Source organism: Kitasatospora sp. NPDC048365, from assembly GCF_043200835.1.
GTDB lineage: Bacteria > Actinomycetota > Actinomycetes > Streptomycetales > Streptomycetaceae > Kitasatospora > Kitasatospora terrestris.
Genome location: NZ_JBICYJ010000049.1, coordinates 17,564 through 34,535, shown reverse-complemented (window position 1 = coordinate 34,535; position 16,972 = coordinate 17,564). Strand labels below are relative to the sequence as shown.

The 16,972-nt window shown below is 71.9% G+C and carries 18 protein-coding genes; 9 read left to right on the top strand and 9 right to left on the bottom strand.

What is annotated here, in order from left to right:
• Nucleotides 1-50 precede the first annotated feature (50 nt).
• From ACGFX4_RS34570 to dnaA, 5 genes are all read right to left on the bottom strand, one after another.
• Nucleotides 51-563 carry a DUF721 domain-containing protein gene (locus ACGFX4_RS34570; RefSeq protein ID WP_393083202.1) on the bottom strand — a complete coding sequence of 171 codons (513 nt, stop codon included), beginning with the start codon at nt 561-563 and terminating at the stop codon, nt 51-53.
• Between the two features lie 61 nt (nt 564-624).
• Entirely contained in the window at nt 625-1,758 is a 1,134-nt protein-coding gene (recF, locus tag ACGFX4_RS34565) for a DNA replication/repair protein RecF (protein ID WP_393083199.1), read from the bottom strand.
• Between the two features lie 31 nt (nt 1,759-1,789).
• Nucleotides 1,790-2,665 (bottom strand): phosphogluconate dehydrogenase (NAD(+)-dependent, decarboxylating), encoded by an 876-nt coding sequence (gnd, locus tag ACGFX4_RS34560; protein WP_393083196.1) that lies wholly within the window; start codon nt 2,663-2,665, stop codon nt 1,790-1,792.
• A 175-nt stretch (nt 2,666-2,840) separates the two neighbouring features.
• Nucleotides 2,841-3,971 carry a DNA polymerase III subunit beta gene (gene dnaN, locus ACGFX4_RS34555; protein WP_345698186.1) on the bottom strand — a complete coding sequence of 377 codons (1,131 nt, stop codon included), beginning with the start codon at nt 3,969-3,971 and terminating at the stop codon, nt 2,841-2,843.
• A gap of 965 nt (nt 3,972-4,936) precedes the next feature.
• The gene (gene dnaA, locus ACGFX4_RS34550; protein ID WP_393083193.1) at nt 4,937-6,751 is read right to left on the bottom strand and encodes a chromosomal replication initiator protein DnaA; all 1,815 of its coding nucleotides are present in this window, start codon (nt 6,749-6,751) and stop codon (nt 4,937-4,939) included.
• Between the two features lie 383 nt (nt 6,752-7,134).
• On the opposite strand from dnaA, the gene rpmH reads away from it, so the two are divergent.
• The 9 genes from rpmH to ACGFX4_RS34505 all read left to right on the top strand — a co-directional run bounded on the left by rpmH (nt 7,135) and on the right by ACGFX4_RS34505 (nt 13,629).
• Complete coding sequence (gene rpmH, locus ACGFX4_RS34545) at nt 7,135-7,272, top strand: 50S ribosomal protein L34 (protein ID WP_253802779.1); 138 nt, start codon at nt 7,135-7,137, stop codon at nt 7,270-7,272.
• 19 nt (nt 7,273-7,291) lie between these two features.
• Nucleotides 7,292-7,720 carry a ribonuclease P protein component gene (gene rnpA / locus ACGFX4_RS34540; protein WP_393083189.1) on the top strand — a complete coding sequence of 143 codons (429 nt, stop codon included), beginning with the start codon at nt 7,292-7,294 and terminating at the stop codon, nt 7,718-7,720.
• Entirely contained in the window at nt 7,717-8,031 is a 315-nt protein-coding gene (yidD, locus tag ACGFX4_RS34535) for a membrane protein insertion efficiency factor YidD (protein WP_345698183.1), read from the top strand. Before rnpA ends, yidD begins: the two co-directional genes overlap by 4 nt.
• Nucleotides 8,032-8,034: 3 nt before the next feature.
• A complete protein-coding gene (yidC, locus tag ACGFX4_RS34530) occupies nt 8,035-9,186 on the top strand; it encodes a membrane protein insertase YidC (protein WP_393083185.1) in 1,152 nt (383 codons plus the stop codon).
• Nucleotides 9,187-9,250: 64 nt separating this feature from the next.
• Nucleotides 9,251-9,769, top strand: coding sequence for a R3H domain-containing nucleic acid-binding protein (locus ACGFX4_RS34525; protein ID WP_345698181.1), 519 nt, complete (start codon nt 9,251-9,253; stop codon nt 9,767-9,769).
• A 132-nt stretch (nt 9,770-9,901) separates the two neighbouring features.
• Complete coding sequence (gene rsmG / locus ACGFX4_RS34520) at nt 9,902-10,690, top strand: 16S rRNA (guanine(527)-N(7))-methyltransferase RsmG (protein WP_345698180.1); 789 nt, start codon at nt 9,902-9,904, stop codon at nt 10,688-10,690.
• 147 nt (nt 10,691-10,837) lie between these two features.
• Nucleotides 10,838-11,818 carry a ParA family protein gene (locus tag ACGFX4_RS34515; protein ID WP_393083182.1) on the top strand — a complete coding sequence of 327 codons (981 nt, stop codon included), beginning with the start codon at nt 10,838-10,840 and terminating at the stop codon, nt 11,816-11,818.
• Nucleotides 11,815-12,909, top strand: a complete 1,095-nt coding sequence (locus ACGFX4_RS34510) for a ParB/RepB/Spo0J family partition protein (protein WP_393083179.1) — start codon at nt 11,815-11,817, stop codon at nt 12,907-12,909. Before ACGFX4_RS34515 ends, ACGFX4_RS34510 begins: the two co-directional genes overlap by 4 nt.
• A 102-nt stretch (nt 12,910-13,011) precedes the next feature.
• Entirely contained in the window at nt 13,012-13,629 is a 618-nt protein-coding gene (locus tag ACGFX4_RS34505) for a GNAT family N-acetyltransferase (protein WP_393083176.1), read from the top strand.
• An 87-nt stretch (nt 13,630-13,716) separates the two neighbouring features.
• On the opposite strand, the gene trxA is transcribed toward ACGFX4_RS34505, so the two are convergent.
• From trxA to sigM, 4 genes are all read right to left on the bottom strand, one after another.
• Nucleotides 13,717-14,043, bottom strand: a complete 327-nt coding sequence (trxA, locus tag ACGFX4_RS34500; RefSeq protein ID WP_345698176.1) for a thioredoxin — start codon at nt 14,041-14,043, stop codon at nt 13,717-13,719.
• 96 nt (nt 14,044-14,139) lie between these two features.
• Nucleotides 14,140-15,105, bottom strand: coding sequence for a thioredoxin-disulfide reductase (gene trxB / locus ACGFX4_RS34495; RefSeq protein WP_345698175.1), 966 nt, complete (start codon nt 15,103-15,105; stop codon nt 14,140-14,142).
• Nucleotides 15,106-15,302: 197 nt separating this feature from the next.
• Nucleotides 15,303-16,199 (bottom strand): anti-sigma factor family protein, encoded by an 897-nt coding sequence (locus tag ACGFX4_RS34490; RefSeq protein ID WP_393083171.1) that lies wholly within the window; start codon nt 16,197-16,199, stop codon nt 15,303-15,305.
• Nucleotides 16,196-16,912 (bottom strand): RNA polymerase sigma factor SigM, encoded by a 717-nt coding sequence (gene sigM, locus ACGFX4_RS34485; RefSeq protein WP_393083168.1) that lies wholly within the window; start codon nt 16,910-16,912, stop codon nt 16,196-16,198. Before sigM ends, ACGFX4_RS34490 begins: the two co-directional genes overlap by 4 nt.
• Between the last annotated feature and the right edge of the window lie 60 nt (nt 16,913-16,972).

Below are 16,972 nucleotides of genomic sequence, written 5' to 3'. Positions count from 1 at the left end.
AGGCGTTCCGGAGGAGCTCACTCCGCGTGACCCCGGCCCGGCCGGCGGGCTCACCCCCAGGTGTCGCCCGGCCCCTTGCTGCCCGGCGCCCGCAGCCGCCCGTACCCGCGCACCGGCGCGTCCGGCCCCAGCACCTTGATCACGCGGACCGTGCCGTGCCCCAGCTCGTGATTCAGGCGAGCCACCAACTGTCGCGCCAGCAAACGCAGTTGAGTCGCCCACGCGGTCGAGTCGCACTGCACCGTGAGCACCGCGTCGGCCTCCACGTACGACTTCGGCACACAGTGCGCCGCGATGTCCGGACCCACGATCTGCGGCCACCGGCCCATCACCCCGCCGACCGCCGCCGGAGCCTCCCAACCGCGCTCCGTGATCAAACGATTCAGCGCCGCCCCCAGCGGAACCGGGTCGCGCCCGTCCGACCGCGCACCGCTGCGCAGCCCGTGCCGCCGCGCCTCGCGCTTCTCCCGCACCTGCTCGCCCCGCAGCCGGGCCTGCTCCTTCGCCGCCCGCAGCGCCACCCGCGCCAGGTCCACGCCCGAAGGCTCCGGGGTCCCGGTCATGGCGCTCCTTATCCCCAGGCTGTGGACGGTGAAGTACTCAAGAGTACGGAACCCGCGGTGCCTAAGGGTCCAGACGGTCCACAGAGCCCTGCGAGACGCCGAACCGCGCCCCCTCCAGCGCCTTCGGCACGTCCTCCGCCACCGCCGCCGTCACCAGCACCTGCTCGCCCCCGGCCACCAGCTCCGCCAGCCGGTCCCGCCGCCGCGCGTCCAGCTCCGCGAACACGTCGTCCAGCACCAGCACCGGCTCCCCGCCGTCCGAGCGCAGCAGCTCGTACGAGGCCAGCCGCAGCGCCAGCGCGAACGACCAGGACTCCCCGTGGCTGGCGTACCCCTTCGCCGGCAGCGGCCCCAGCTTCAGCACCAGCTCGTCCCGGTGCGGACCGACCAGGGTCAGCCCGCGGGCGACCTCCTGGCCGCGGACCTCCCGCAGCGCCTCCAGCAGCTGCAGCTCCGCCTGCTCCCGGCTGGTCGGCAGCTCCCCCTCGAACGAGGACCGGTACTCCAGCGCGGTCTCCCCGCCCTCCGGGGCCAGCTGCCGGTACGCCTGCGCCACCAGCGGCTGCAGCGCCGCCACCAGCTGCAGTCGGAAGGCGGTCAGCTCCGCCCCGGCCCGGGCCAGGTGGCCGTCCCACACCTCCAGGGTGGACAGGTCGGCGCCCTTGCCGCCGCCGGCCCGACGGGCCGTCGCCGCGGTCTTCAGCAGCGCGTTGCGCTGCTTCAGCACCCGCTCGTAGTCCGAGCGCACGCCCGCCAGCCGGGGGGCCCGGGCGGTCAGCAGCTCGTCCAGGAACCGCCGGCGCTCGCTCGGGTCGCCCTTCACCAGGGCCAGGTCCTCGGGGGCGAACAGGACCGTCCGCAGCACGCCCAGCACGTCGCGCGGCCGGACGTTGTCCGAGCGGTTCAGCCGGGCCCGGTTGGCCTTGCCCGGGGTGATCTCCAGCTCCACCAGGGTGGTCCGGCCGCCCTGCACCACATTGGTGCGGATCACCGCCCGCTCGGCGCCCAACCGCACCAGCGGGGCGTCGTTGGCCACCCGGTGGCTGCCCAGCGTGGCCACGTACCCGACGGCCTCCACCAGGTTGGTCTTGCCCTGGCCGTTCGGCCCCACGAACGCGGTGACGCCCGGGTCGAGCGGAACCTCGACCCGGGCGTAGGAGCGGAAATCGGCGAGCGACAGATGCGCGACATGCATGGTGGAGAACTGCGCTCGCCTTCTGGTTCAGCTACTTGGACTCGACCGCGTGGCCGCCGAACTGGTTGCGCAGCGCGGCGATCATCTTCATCTGCGGCGAGTCGTCCTGACGGGAGGCGAAGCGCGCGAACAGCGAGGCGGTGATCGCCGGCAGCGGCACCGCGTGGTCGATCGCGGCCTCGACCGTCCAGCGGCCCTCGCCCGAGTCGGCGGCCCAGCCCTTGAGCTTGGCCAGGTGCTCGTCGTCGTCCAGCGCGCGGACCGCCAGGTCCAGCAGCCAGGAACGGATGACCGTGCCCTCCTGCCAGCTGCGGAAGACCTCGCGCACGTCGGTGACCTCGGGCGCCGCCTCCAGCAGCTCCCAGCCCTCGGCGAAGGCCTGCATCATCGCGTACTCGATGCCGTTGTGGACCATCTTGGCGAAGTGGCCGGCGCCGACCTTGCCCGCGTGCACCGAGCCGAACTCGCCCTCGGGCTTCAGCGCGTCGAAGATCGGCTGGACCTTCGCCACGTGCTCGGCGTCGCCGCCGTACATCAGCGCGTAGCCGTTCTCCAGGCCCCAGACACCGCCGGAGACGCCGCAGTCGACGAAGCCGATGCCCTTGGCGGCCAGCGTCTCGGCGTGCGAGATGTCGTCCGTCCAGCGGGAGTTGCCGCCGTCCACCACCACGTCGCCGGGGGAGAGCAGCTCGGCCAGCTGGTCCACGGTGTCCTGGGTCGGGCCGCCGGCCGGGACCATCACCCAGACCACCCGCGGACCCTCCAGCTTGGCGACGAGCGCCTCCAGGGAGTCGACGTCGGCGAGGTCCGGGTTGCGGTCGTAGCCGATGACGGTGTGGCCGGCGCGGCGGATGCGCTCGCGCATGTTGCCGCCCATCTTGCCGAGACCGATGAGGCCGAGCTCCATGAGAAGTCCTTAGCTGTGGTGATCTGCCTGGAGGCGGCGCCCTTGCCGCACAGCCTGAGCCTACGCCGGGAAGCGCGCTGGGCCCCTCCCGCCGAGCGGGAGAGGCCCGTACATCCCCAAGTCCGTCCCCAGGCTGTGGATGGCCGTGGACGACGGCGCGGTCGAGCGCGTGCGGTCAGCCGGAGAGGCGCACCGGCATGATCAGGTACTGGTAGGCCTCGTCGGACTCCGCGTCCACCGCCGCCTTGCCGGTCAGCAGGGCCGGCTTGGTCGGGGTGGTGAAGCTCAGCTGGGCGTAGGCGGAGTCGATGGCCTTCAGGCCCTCCTCCAGGTAGCCCGGGTTGAAGGCGATCGAGATGTCGTCGCCCTCGAGGTCGGCCTCGACCCGCTCGGACGCCTGCGCGTCGTCGCCGGAACCGGCCTCCAGGGTCAGCACGCCCTGCTCGAAGTTGAGCCGCACCGGGGTGTTGCGCTCGGCCACCAGCGAGACGCGCTTCAGCGCCTCCAGGAAGGGCTGGGTCTGCACCGCGGCGACCGCCGAGAACTCGGTCGGGAAGATCGACCGGAACTTCGGGAACTCGCCCTCCAGCAGACGGGTGGTGGTCCGCCGGCCGGCGCCCTCGAAGCCGATCAGGCCCTCACCGGCACCGCCGGTGGCCAGCGCGATGGAGACCGTGTCGCCGCTGCCCAGGGACTTGGCGATGTCCTGCAGGGTCTTGGCGGGCACCAGGGCGACCGCGTTGATGTCCGACTGCTCCGGCTTCCACAGCAGGTCGCGGACGGCGAACCGGTACCGGTCGGTGGCGGCCAGGGTGATCTTGTCGCCGTCGATCTCGACCCGCACACCGGTCAGCACCGGCAGGGTGTCGTCGCGCCCGGCGGCCACGGCGGCCTGGCTGACGGCGGCGGCGAACACGTCGCCGGAGACCGTGCCGGTCGCGGTCGGCATCTGGGGCAGCGACGGGTACTCGTCGACCGGGAGGGTCGGCAGGGTGAACCGCGAGCTGCCGCAGACCACGCTGACCCGCATGCCGTCGGTGGAGATCTCCACCGGACGGTTCGGCAGGTTGCGGGAGATGTCGTTGAGCAGACGGCCGGAGACCAGGACCGTGCCCGCCTCCTCGACGTCCGCCTCCAGCTCGACCCTGGCCGAGACCTCGTAGTCGAACCCGGAGAGCGCCAGGGTGCCCTCCTGTGCGGTCAGCAGCAGGCCGGCCAGCACCGGCACCGGCGGCCGCGCCGGGAGGCTGCGAGCAGCCCAGGCCACCGCCTCCGCGAGGACATCACGCTCCACCCGGAACTTCACCGGTAACCGCCTCCTGGCTGTCGATCGTCATCCGGCACCCGTCCTTCCAGGTGCTGGAGAACAGTCTGACGTACTCCGCCGACACTCGGGGCAGACGGGCGCAAGTCACCGAACGGATGTCGGGTTCGCGTTGTCCACAGATTTCGGCCCGCCCCACTGTTGATCAAGTTCTGAGCTCTCTATGTGCAGTAGTAGTAGTAGGGCCTGTGGAAACCGTGGATAACCCCGTTTGCGCAGGTCAGGCGCCAGATTTCATCCACAGCGCCTGTGGACCGGGAGTGTGGACAACCAGGCCCTGCTGTGGACAGCGGAGAGTTACCCACAGCCCACAGTGAGTATCCACAGGTTATCCCCAGGCTTGTCCCCAGATCATGGGTGGGTTATCCACGGCACCCTGGGCAACATCACGTGACGCCTTTCACACCTGGGTATGAACGGCCGCACAATGTTGTCGAACTGTGGACAGGGCTGTGGAGAACCTGGGGATAACTGGCCTTCCCCTGGGGACAAGCGGTGGACAACTCGAATGGCCCGCTGACGGGGCGGCAGATTTCCACATCCTGTGGATAACGCTTGTGCACAAGTCCACAGGGGTCTGACCTGCGTGGACGAGCGTAGCGCTCAGGAACCCTGTGGAGGAATTCTGGATAACTCGGGGGTCCGCAGGCTGTGGACGGGGAAGGGGCACCCGTGGCTGTGGACGACGCCGACCGCGGCCCGGACCGTTCGAATTGCCGGTCAGATGTTCGGTGCTGCGGCTCGCCTGGCGGAACGTCGGCTGACGGCATTCCTCCCCGCTTTCCATCGCCGGTACACCTGCCCGGCGGCCGTCCGGGCATTGTTTGGGCGTCGCCCGGGCCGGTGGGCGGGCCGGTGGGCGGGCGGCGGGCCGAGGGCCGAGGAACGCCGAAGGGGAGCCGGGCCGGCGGCCTGACTCCCCTTCACGGTCAACTGCGCTGCGGAGATCAGCTCTTGATGCGGTTGGTGAGCTCGGTGACCTGGTTGTAGATGGACCGGCGCTCGGCCATCAGGGAGCGGATCTTGCGGTCCGCGTGCATCACCGTGGTGTGGTCGCGGCCGCCGAACTGCGCGCCGATCTTCGGCAGCGAGAGGTCGGTCAGCTCGCGGCACAGGTACATCGCGATCTGCCGGGCCGTCACCAGCACCCGGCTGCGCGAGGAGCCGCACAGGTCCTCCACACCCAGGCCGAAGTAGGCGGCCGTCTGCTGCATGATCACCTGCGCGGTGATCTCCGGGCCGGCGTCCTCGTCGCCGCCGGGGATCAGGTCCTTGAGGACGATCCCGGCCAGCTCCAGGTCGACCGGCGCCCGGTTGAGGTTGGCGAAGGCGGTGACCCGGATCAGCGCGCCCTCCAGCTCGCGGATGTTGCGGGTGATCCGGGAGGCGATGAACTCCAGCACGTCGGCCGGCGCGTTCAGCTGCTCCTGGATCGCCTTCTTCCGCAGGATCGCGATCCGGGTCTCCAGCTCGGGCGGGGTGACGTCGGTGATCAGACCCCACTCGAAGCGGTTGCGCAGCCGGTCCTCCAGGGTGATCAGCTGCTTGGGCGGCCGGTCGGAGGAGAGCACGATCTGCTTGTTCGCGTTGTGCAGGGTGTTGAAGGTGTGGAAGAACTCCTCCTGGGTGGACTCCTTGCTGGCCAGGAACTGCACGTCGTCGACGAGCAGGATGTCCACGTCCCGGTAGCGCTTGCGGAACGCGTCCGCCTTGCCGTCCCGGATGGAGTTGATGAACTCGTTGGTGAACTCCTCGGAGCTCACGTACCGCACCCGGGTGCCCGGGAAGAGGCTGCGCGAGTAGTGGCCGATGGCGTGCAGCAGGTGGGTCTTGCCGAGGCCGGACTCGCCGTAGATGAAGAGCGGGTTGTACGCCTTTGCCGGGGCCTCGGCGACCGCGACCGCGGCGGCGTGCGCGAAGCGGTTGCTGGCGCCGATGACGAAGGTGTCGAAGAGGTACTTGGGGTTCAGCCGGGCGGCCGGCTCGTCCTTGCGGGGCCCGCCGGCCGGGGGAGCGCCGGGGGGTGCGGGCACGCCGGGGGCCGGGGCGCGGTCGGTCGGCCCGAGGCCGGGTCCGTGCTGCGCGGGGGGCCGGGCGGGGCCGCGGCGGGCGGGCGCGGAGGAGCGCGGCCGGTCCTCGTCGGGGGAGCCGAGGGCGCCGCCGAAGAGGTCGCCCTGGGCGGAGTCGGCGGTGGGCCGGCTGGTGCGCCGCGGCGCGGGATCGGGGCGGCGCTCCGGGGGAGCGGCCGGGTTCTGCCAGTCGCCGGACTGCTGGTAGCCGCCCTGGCGGTAGTCGGGCGCGGGGGAGCCGTAGGGCTCGGGCTGCTGGTAGCCGCCCTGGTAGGGCTGCTGGTAGTCCTGGGCCGGCGGCTGGGGGTAGCTCTCGGAGGTGGGCCAGGAACCGGGCTGCTGCCGGGGGTAGGCGGGGTGCGGGGGCCACTCCTCGGCGGGGGCGGGCAGCTCGGGGGCGGCCGGCGCGGCGGGGGTGGGCGGCGTGGCGCCGGCGTCCACCATCACGGCGATCCGCACCGGACGGCCGAACTCGCGGGAGAGCGCGTCGGTGAGCTGGGGGAGCAGCCGGCCCTCCAGGACCTGCTTGGCCCGCTCGTTGGGGGTGGCGAGCAGCGCGGTGTCGTGCATCATCCACATGGGCTGGGTGCGTCGCAGCCACATCTTGTCGCTGTCCGCCGCCCCGGCGTCGTTGACCAGTTGCTCGACGACCTTCGCCCAGACGAGGACGAGATCGCTGTTGACGTCAGCCACTGGAGCACGCTTTCTCGCTCCCCGGGGAGGGGGTGTCAAGGGACAGAACAAACCAGACAAGTCCTGCAACGGTAGTCAGCGGACAGAGCTGATTCAAGTTGTTGTCCACAGGCTGTGGGCGACCGGCCGCAGGGCAGCTGGTTTGACCCTCGCCCCCGCTGCCGCGTACCGTAACCAGGTCGAGTTGTCGATGGCCGCTGCCGCATGTCCGCGGGTCCGCCCGCTTCCATGACGCGCGCAGCACGGGCGCCGTGGATTGCCTCAATCCCAGCAGATCTGGGCTTTTGGGGCCGGATTTCCCATTCGAAGGGGAGATCACGCGGACGCACGGTGACGGCCAAGCGACTTCCCGTCATCCTACGATTCACCCCAGGAGCCCCCGAGTGAGCAAGCGCACCTTCCAGCCGAACAACCGTCGTCGCGCCAAGACCCACGGCTTCCGGCTGCGCATGCGTACCCGCGCCGGCCGCGCCATCCTGTCGGCCCGCCGTGGCAAGGGCCGCGCCGCGCTGTCCGCCTGATCTTCGCCAAGGGTCTGCAGTGCTGCCCACCGAGAATCGGCTGCGGCGGCGCCAGGACTTCGCGACCGCGGTGAAACGCGGTCGCCGGGCCGGTCGGCCCCTGCTGGTGGTCCACCTCCACAGAGGTGGCGAGCCGTCGGGGCCGGCCGTTCCGAACAGCGACTCCCGCCCGCACGTCGCCGAGGGGACTCCTTCGGCGCGTGCGGGTTTCGTCGTGAGCAAGGCCGTGGGCCCCGCGGTCGTGCGCAACCTGGTGAAGCGCCGACTGCGGCATCTGGTCCGTGAGCGTCTGTCCGGGCTGCCCGCAGGTAGCCTGATAGTGGTGCGTGCGCTGCCGGCTGCGGCGGACGCCCCCTACCTCGATCTGGAACACGACCTGGACGCGGCGCTGAGGCGTCTGCTCCGGGCGGAGCCGACCGGCAGTGCGCCGACAGGAGCAGGGCGATGAAGTACCTGCTGATGGGGCTGATCAGGCTCTACCAGTGGACCATCAGTCCGCTGCTCGGTCCGGTCTGCCGCTACTACCCCTCGTGCTCGCACTACGGGTACGAGGCGGTGCGCGTCCATGGCGCGATCAAAGGCAGTGGCCTGACCGCATGGCGCATTCTGCGCTGCAATCCCTGGTCCCCCGGTGGGGTCGACCATGTTCCGCCGCGCAGGCATCCGGTGTGGCATCGCCGGCTGCGCAATCTGCTGAGCCCCACGAGCGGGACCGCCGGGCCGGAGCCGGTGGCGAAGCCCGATGTCCAAGGAGTCTGACCGGTGACCTTCGGTTTTCTGAGTCCCCTCTACACGGCAGTGTCCTGGATCATCGTCCAGTTCCACTCGCTGTTCAGCCACGTCTTCGACCCGGACGGCGGTTGGGCCTGGGGCCTGTCCATCGTGATGATGGTGGTCGTCATCCGGATCTGCCTGATCCCGCTCTTCGTGAAGCAGATCAAGGCGACCCGGGCCATGCAGGCGATCCAGCCGAAGATGAAGGCCATCCAGGAGCGCTACAAGAACGACAAGCAGCGCCAGTCCGAAGAGATGATGAAGCTGTACAAGGAGGCGGGTACCAACCCGTTCTCCAGCTGCCTTCCGATTCTCGTTCAGGCGCCGTTCTTCACTGCGCTCTACGGTGTGCTGGCCTCGGTCGCCAATGACAAGCCGATCGGCGTCATCAACGAGCAGCTGCTGGACAGCGCCAAGCAGGCGCACATCTTCGGTGCTCCGCTGTCGGCGACCTTCCTGGGGTCGGACGATCTCCAGGTCAAGATCGTCGTCGCGATCATGATCATCATGATGTCGCTGTCGCAGTTCATCACCCAGCGCCAGCTGATGACCAAGAACGTCGACCTGACGGTGAAGACGCCGTTCATGCAGCAGCAGAAGATGCTGATGTACGTCTTCCCGATCATGTTCGCCGTGATGGGCATCAACTTCCCGGTCGGTGTGCTCGTCTACTGGCTGACCACCAACGTGTGGTCGATGGGCCAGCAGCTGATCGTCATCCGCAACAACCCGACGCCGGGCAGCAAGGCCTTCGCCGAGCGCCAGGATCGGCTGCGCAAGGCGGGCCGGATCAACCCGGACGGTTCGGTCCAGAAGGCCGGCCTGGCGGCGATGTTCTCCCGCGGTTCCTCCTCGTCGGCCTCCGCGGACGCCGTGGTCGAGGAGAGCGTGCACGTCCGCCGGCAGCAGCCGCGCAAGCAGAGCAAGGCGCAGCGGCAGGCGACCGGTGGCCACCAGCCGACCTCGCTGACCAAGGCCGAGCCGCAGGACGCGGCGCCCGAGGAGCACGAGGACACCGCCGAGCCGGCCGGGCAGGCGAGCGGTGGCTCAGGTCCGTCCGGTGCGGCGAAGCCGGCCGCCCGGCAGGGGCAGCGGCAGCAGCCCAAGCGCGGCGGCCAGCGGCCGAAGAAGAAGTCCTGACCGGGCCTCTCCAGGTCCTTGTACCCGGCCCCACCCGAGGGCCCATCCCTGAAGGAGTCCCCCTGTGACGGAAGGCACCACCTCCGCCGTCGACGCGCCCTCCGCGGAGGGCACCCTGGCGCGTCTGGAGCGCGAGGGTGACATCGCCGCCGACTACCTGGAGGGTCTGCTGGACATCGCGGACCTCGACGGTGACATCGACATGGACGTCGAGGGCGACCGTGCCCTGGTGTCCATCGTCAGCGAAGGAAACGACCGGACGCTGCAGCGTCTGGTGGGGCACGACGGCGAGGTGCTGGAGGCTCTGCAGGAGCTGACCCGGTTGGCTGTGCACCGGGAGACCGGTGAGCGCAGCCGCCTCATGCTGGACGTGGCGGGCTTCCGTGCGCGCAAGCGGGCCGAGCTGGCCTCGCTGGGCGCCGAGGCGGCCGAGCAGGTCCGCAAGAGCGGCGAGCAGGTCAAGCTGCGGCCGATGACCCCGTTCGAGCGCAAGGTGGTGCACGACGCCGTGGCGGCGGCGGGGCTGCGGAGCGAGTCGGAGGGCGAGGAGCCCCAGCGTTGCGTGGTCGTGCTTCCGGCCTGATGCCGGTGGCGGTCTGGTGACCGACCCCGTCCGCTTTGCGCGGGCGGGGTCGTCTCCTTTGCGCGGTGGGACGTTTCACGTGAAACAGTGCTGGTACTGCGGGTGGATACGACGGTGAGCGGAGAGGCAGAGATGGACAGGGACGGCGTGGCGGCCGGGGTTCCGGCCGAGGGTGGGCCGGTGGAGGGCCTGGCCGAGGCTCCGGCGGTGGCTGGGGAGATCTTCGGGGATCGCCTGCCGATGGCCGTGCGCTACACCGAGTTGCTGGCGACGGCGGGCGTGCAGCGGGGTCTGATCGGTCCGCGCGAGGTGCCCCGGCTGTGGGACCGGCACGTGCTGAACTGTGCGGTCCTCGCCGAGTTGCTGCCGCCGAACGTCTCGCTGTGCGACGTGGGCTCGGGTGCGGGTCTGCCGGGCATCCCGGTGGCACTGGCCCGGCCGGACGTGTCGGTGACGCTGCTGGAGCCGCTGCTGCGGCGGACCACCTTCCTGGAGGAGGTGGTCCGGGAGCTGGGCCTGGACAACGTGACGGTGCTGCGCGGCCGGGCCGAGGAGACGGTCGGCAAGCTGGCGGTGGACGTGGTGACCGCGCGGGCGGTGGCTCCGCTGGACCGGCTGGCGGGCTGGGGGATGCCGCTGCTGCGTCCGTACGGGCAGATGCTGGCGCTCAAGGGGGACACCGCGGAGCAGGAGCTGGCGGAGTCGCGGGCGGCGCTGACCCGGCTGGGTGCGGTGAATTCTTCGGTGCTGTCGGTGGGCGAGGGAGTGCTGGAGACCTCGACCCGGGTGGTGCGGGTGGAGGCCGGGGAGAGCCCCGGTGGTGTGAAGGCCGCCACTCGGCGGGCCAGGGCGGCCCGGGCCGGGCGGGGCGGCAAGGGTGGCGAAGGTGCTGCTCGGAGCGGGGGACGGCGCCGCCGCTGAGCCTTTCCCGGTGTGTCGGTCCATCAGATTTGCGACATTCCGGGCATCGTGTTTCACGTGAAACGTCCCTTTCTGCTCACGGGAATCCTCGGCCGCGCCCGGACGGCGACTGTTGACCCTCCGGTTTCACGTGAAACACTGACCCCCATGCAGGACTCGGAGATCGTCGCTCAGGTCGATGACACGCCCATCGCCCGCGCCGCCCAGGCGGCGGTGCAGGTTGCGGGACGGACGGGTGAGGCGCTGCCCAGGCCCGCCTCGACCCGGGTGATGGTGGTCGCCAACCAGAAGGGCGGGGTGGGCAAGACCACCACCACCGTCAACATGGCCGCCTCGCTGGCCATGCACGGGTTGCGGGTGCTGGTGATCGACCTGGACCCGCAGGGCAATGCCTCCACCGCGCTCGGCATCGACCACCACGCCGAGGTGCCGTCGATCTACGACGTGCTGGTGGAGGGCAAGCCGCTGGCCGACGTGGTGCAGCCGGTGGTCGACGTGGAGGGGCTGTTCTGCTGCCCGGCCACCATCGACCTGGCGGGCGCCGAGATCGAGCTGGTCTCCCTGGTGGCCCGGGAGAGCCGGCTGCAGCGCGCGATCGCCGCGTACGAGCAGCCGCTGGACTACATCCTGATCGACTGCCCGCCCTCGCTCGGCCTGCTGACCGTCAACGCGCTGGTGGCCGGTGCCGAGGTGCTGATCCCGATCCAGTGCGAGTACTACGCGCTGGAGGGCCTGGGGCAGCTGCTGCGCAACGTGGAGCTGGTGCGCGCGCACCTCAACCCGGTGCTGCACGTCTCCACCATCCTGCTCACCATGTACGACGCCCGGACCCGGCTGGCCGCCCAGGTCGCCGAGGAGGTCCGCACCCACTTCGAGAACGAGGTGCTGCGGACCGCGATCCCGCGCTCGGTCCGGATCTCGGAGGCCCCCAGCTACGGGCAGACCGTGCTGACGTACGATCCGGGTTCCAGCGGTGCGCTGTCCTACCTGGAGGCGGCCCGGGAGCTGGCGCTGCGTGGCGCCGAGGGCGCCCCGGCCGGCACGGTCGGGCCGCAGCGCAGTGGCGGCCGGCACGCGGCGCCGCCGAAGGCAGAGCAGGGCAGCACGACGATGGAGGGCAACCGGTGAGTGCACCGCGCAGAGGTCTGGGACGTGGGCTCGGGGCGCTGATCCCGGCCGTCCCGCCGGCCCAGGGGGCGCCCGCTCCGGCGGTGACGCAGCCCCGGTCCGCCGGTCCGGTCCCGCCGGCCGCGGTGCCGGTGCTGCCGGCCGACCGGGGCACGGTGGCGGCCAAGGCGGCCGCCGAGAGCCTGCGGGAGCTGGCGGGGGAGAGCGCCCCGCGCAGCGTGCTGGAGGAGACGCTGGCGCCGGTCGACGGTGCCCGGTTCGCCGAGCTGCCGCTGGACTCGATCTCGCCGAACCCGCGCCAGCCGCGCGAGGTGTTCGACGGGGACAAGCTGGCCGAGCTGGTCGCCTCCATCAAGGAGGTGGGCCTGCTGCAGCCGGTGGTGGTCCGGCAGACCGGCGCCGACCGCTACGAGCTGATCATGGGCGAGCGGCGCTGGCGGGCCTCCCGGGAGGCCGGCCTGGAGCTGATCCCCGCGATCGTCCGGGCGACCGAGGACGACAAGCTGCTGCTGGACGCGCTGCTGGAGAACCTGCACCGCGCCGAGCTGAACCCGCTGGAGGAGGCGGCCGCGTACGACCAGCTGCTGCGCGACTTCTCCTGCACCCACGACGAGCTGGCCGACCGGATCGGCCGGTCCCGGTCGCACGTGTCCAACACCCTGCGGCTGCTGAAGCTCTCGCCGGCGGTGCAGCGCCGGGTGGCCGCCTCGGTCCTGAGCGCGGGCCACGCCCGGGCGCTGCTCGGCATCACGGACCCGGAGAAGCAGGACGCGCTGGCGCTGCGGATCGTCGCGGAGGGCCTCTCGGTGCGCACCACCGAGGAGATCGTCCAGCTGATGAACCGTGAGGACGACCAGCCGCGGAAGGCCGCCGCGCCGAAGGCCGGGAAGATCGTGTCGCCGGCCTTCAACGAGCTGGCGGGCCGGCTCTCGGACCGGTTCGACACCCGGGTCAAGGTCGAGGTGTCGCAGCGCGGCGGGAAGATCGGCAAGGGCAAGGTGGTCCTGGAGTTCGCCTCCGTGGACGACCTGAACCGGATCCTGGACAGCCTCGCGCCGGGGGAGGAAGGGCTGCGGCTCTCCCAGGGCTGAGGCCCGATCACGTCAGGACGGGTGCATGTTTCACGTGAAACGTGCACCCGTTCTGCTGTCCGGCGCAGACTGGAGTCCGACGCGGAGGAGGAGGTGCGGGGCGTGGGGCGGAAGATCGTGCCGTTGACGCTGGACAACCTCGCGGACCTTCCGAACACCTGCCGATCGTGCGTGTTCTGGGAGTTGGACCCGGTGAGCGGCCGGGCCGCGGTGGAGTCCGGCAAGGCCGAGCTGGAGAAGGAGGGCTGGGTCTCGGCGGTGCTGCTGGACTGGGGGTCCTGCGGGCGGGTGGCGTACGTGGACGGCAGGCCGGCGGGATTCGTGCTGTACGCGCCGCCGGCGTACGTGCCGAGGTCGCAGTCCTTCCCGACCAGTCCGATCGCGCCGGACGCGGTGCAGCTGATGGTCAGCAGGCTGCTGCCGGACTTCCAGGGGCAGGGGCTGGGCCGGGTGCTGGTGCAGTCGGTGGCCAAGGACCTGATCGGGCGGGGCTTCCGGGCGATCGAGGCGTTCGGCGCGGTCGGGCGGGAGATCCCGAGCTGCGTGCTGCCGGCCGAGCACCTGCTGGCGGTGGGCTTCAAGACGGTGCGGCCGCACCACCGCTATCCGCGGCTGCGGCTGGAGGCGCGGACCACGCTCAGCTGGCGCGGCGACGTGGAGGGCGCGCTGGAGCGGCTGCTCGGCGGGCGGCGTAAGGAGCCGGCGCTGCGGCCGTTCTGAGCGGCGTCCGCGGTGGGTGTTTCACGTGAAACGGCGGCGGCCCCCGGTGTGGTCCGGGGGCCGCCGCCGTCTGTCGATGCGGTGCGACTAGATGTACTCGGCGAGCTCGCGCAGCAGCGCGGCCTTCGGGCGGGCACCGGTGATGGTCTTCACCAGCTCGCCGTTCTGGTACACGTTCAGCGTCGGGATGGAGATGACGTTGTACGCCGCGGCGGTCTGCTGGTTGGCGTCCACGTCGAGCTTGGCGATGGTCAGCTTGTCGCCGTGCTCGGCCGCGATCTCCTCCAGGATCGGGGCGACCTGGCGGCACGGGCCGCACCAGGTGGCCCAGAAGTCGACCAGCACGGGCTTGTCGCTCTTGAGCACCTCGGCGTCGAAGGTCGCGTCGGTCACTTCTTTGGTGGCGCCGGCCACGGGAACTCCTTGGGATCGAGGGGGTGGTTCGTCAGGAACAACAACCGGATGCGCGGTTATGTTTCTGACCTTGCCGGGGGGATGGGGCTGTCGGGGTCAGACCGCGACGACGGCGGCCTGGGACTCCAGGTCGGCCAGCGAGGCGAGGTAGCGCTCGGCGTCCAGCGCGGCGGCGCAGCCGGTGCCGGAGGCGGTGATCGCCTGGCGGTAGGTGTGGTCGACCACGTCACCGGCGCCGAAGACGCCGGGGATGTTGGTCCGGGTGGAGGGGGCGTCGACCTTGAGGTAGCCCTCGGCGTCCAGCTCCAGCTGGCCCTTGAAGAGCTCGGTGCGCGGGTCGTGGCCGATCGCGATGAACAGGCCGGTGACCGGCAGCTCGCGCTTCTCGCCAGTGGTGGTGTCGCGCAGGGTCACGCCGGTCAGCTTCGGGTCGCCGTGGATGGCGTCGACCGCGCTGTCCCACGCGAAGGAGATCTTCGGGTCGGCGAAGGCGCGCTCCTGCATCGCCTTGGAGGCGCGCAGCGAGTCGCGGCGGTGGACGACCGTCACCGAGCGGGCGAAGCGGGAGAGGAAGGTCGCCTCCTCCAGGGCGGTGTCGCCGCCGCCGACGACCGCGATGTCCTGGTCGCGGAAGAAGAAGCCGTCGCAGGTGGCGCACCAGGACACGCCGCGGCCGGACAGCTCGTCCTCGCGGGGCAGGTCGAGCTTGCGGTGCTGCGAGCCGGTGGTGACGATCACGGCGCGGGCGCGGTGCACGGTGCCCTCGGAGTCGGTGACGGTCTTGATGTCACCGGTGAGGTCGACGGCGACGATGTCGTCCGGCACCAGCTCGGCGCCGAAGCGCTCGGCCTGGGCCCGCATGTTGTCCATCAGCTCGGGGCCCATGATGCCGTCGCGGAAGCCCGGGAAGTTCTCGACCTCGGTGGTGTTCATCAGCGCACCGCCGGCGGTGACGGCGCCCTCGAAGACCAGCGGCTTCAGGGAGGCGCGCGCCGTGTAGAGAGCGGCGGTGTAGCCGGCCGGGCCGGACCCGATGATGATCACGTTACGGACGTCGCTCACTGAATCTCCTGGTTCGCATAGCGACCCGCTCGGTGGCGGGGAGGGCGGTCTGCTCCGCCGCCCGGGACAACGACTGACCAGTGTCCCGCATTCCCAGGCCGCGGCGCACCTGTCGCTCGGAGTGTGGGCGTGCGACGCCCGCGCGGCGGACGATTCAGCGGGTGAATGTCAGGTCGGACGCGGGGCCGTCAGGTCGGTCAGGGCGCCGGGACGGTGTCCCGCAGCAGCACGGTGGCGCCCGGGCAGTCCGGGGTGACCAGGTAGACGTCCAGCAGGCCGGCCCGGTCGGCGGCCGGGAAGAGCAGCACGGTGACGGTCTGCCCCGCGTACCGGCCGGAGGCGGTCGCGAGGGGCGTGTCGCCGGGGTGGCCGGTGGCGGCGGTGACGCAGCCCGGTGCGGTGACGGTGCCGGCGCCGCTGCCGGAGCTCTCGGTGCCGAGCCTGGGCGAGGAGCCGTGGGCGGCGAGCAGCTCGCGGACCCGGTCGGGCAGGTTGTCGGCGCGGTACTCGGGCAGGCCCTTGGTCGCGCCGCCGCCGTTGCCGCCGGCGCTGGGCTGGGCCGCGACGGCGGGCTTGTGGGCGCCGGTGTCGGAGGCGGCGGTGCTCGCGGTGGTGTCCTGGCGGGAGAGCAGGAGGCCGCCGAGGGTGAGCACTCCGGCCAGCGCGGTGGCGGTGCCCAGCAGCAGGGCGGCCGTGCGGCGTCGCCGGGGCCGGCCGGGGCGGCCCGGGCCGGTGGCGGCGGACGGCCGGGCCGGGCGCGGCGGGGGAGCCCCCTGGGCGCCGCCGAGGACGCCGTGGGGGCCGGCCGGGGCGGGGACGCCGGGGGTGACGGCGGAGCGGGCGGCGGACTCGGCGGCCAGGGCGGCGTCGATCCGGGCGGCGACGGTGTCGGGCAGCGGGGGTGCCTCGACCTCGCCGAGCAGTTCGGAGACCTCGGCGAGCGCGGCGAAGGTGTCGGCGCACTCCGGGCACTCGGCGAGGTGGGCGCGCAGCTCGTCGGCGCTCGCGGCGGGGAGCAGGTCCTCGGCGAGGTCGGCGATCAGGTCCAGGTCGGGGTGGTCGTGGGGGCCGGGGGAAGGCGGGTGCGGCGTCATCGCGGGGTCGCATCTCCTTCCAGGTCGGCGGTGGGCCGGGGGCGGCCCGTGGATGGGACGGACGCGGGCCGGTCCGGGTTCCCCGGCGGGGGCGATGTTTCACGTGAAACATCGCCCGGGCCGCGCGGCTCGGTGCCGTCCGACGGAGCCTGGGCGCGCAGGTGCCGGAGCAGGGGCAGCAGCCGGGCCCGGCCGCGGGCGCAGCGGCTCTTCACCGTGCCGACCGGGACGCCGAGGATCGCCGACGCCTCGGCAACCGGGTAGCCCTGCATGTCGACCAGGACCAGGGCGGCCCGCTGGTCTTCGGGGAGGGCACCGAGCGCGGCGGTCACCTCGGCGCGGAGCTCGGCGCGGACGACGGGCGCGTCGGCGGGTTCGGCGCTGCCGAGGGCACCTTCGAGTGGGCGGGGGTCCTGGTCGAGCGAGCCGGTGCGGCGGACGGCGGTGCGCCGGGCCCGGTCGAGGCAGGCGTTGACGACGATCCGGTGCAGCCAGGTCGTGACGGCCGATCGGCCCTGGAAGGTGTGGGCGCCCCGGAACGCGGAGACGAGGGCGTCCTGGAGGGCGTCGGCGGCCTCCTCGGGGTCGCCGAGGGTGCGTACGGCCACCGCCCAGAGGCGGTCCCGGTGACGGTGGACCAGTCGGCCGAAGGCGTCCGGGTCGCCGGCCACGTGCCGGGCGAGCAGCTCGGCGTCGCCGACCTCGTCCGCCATGCCCCGCCTCCTCCGGTCCTGCCGTGCCGCCACGCGGTCGTGCCGTGCCGCCGCTCGGTG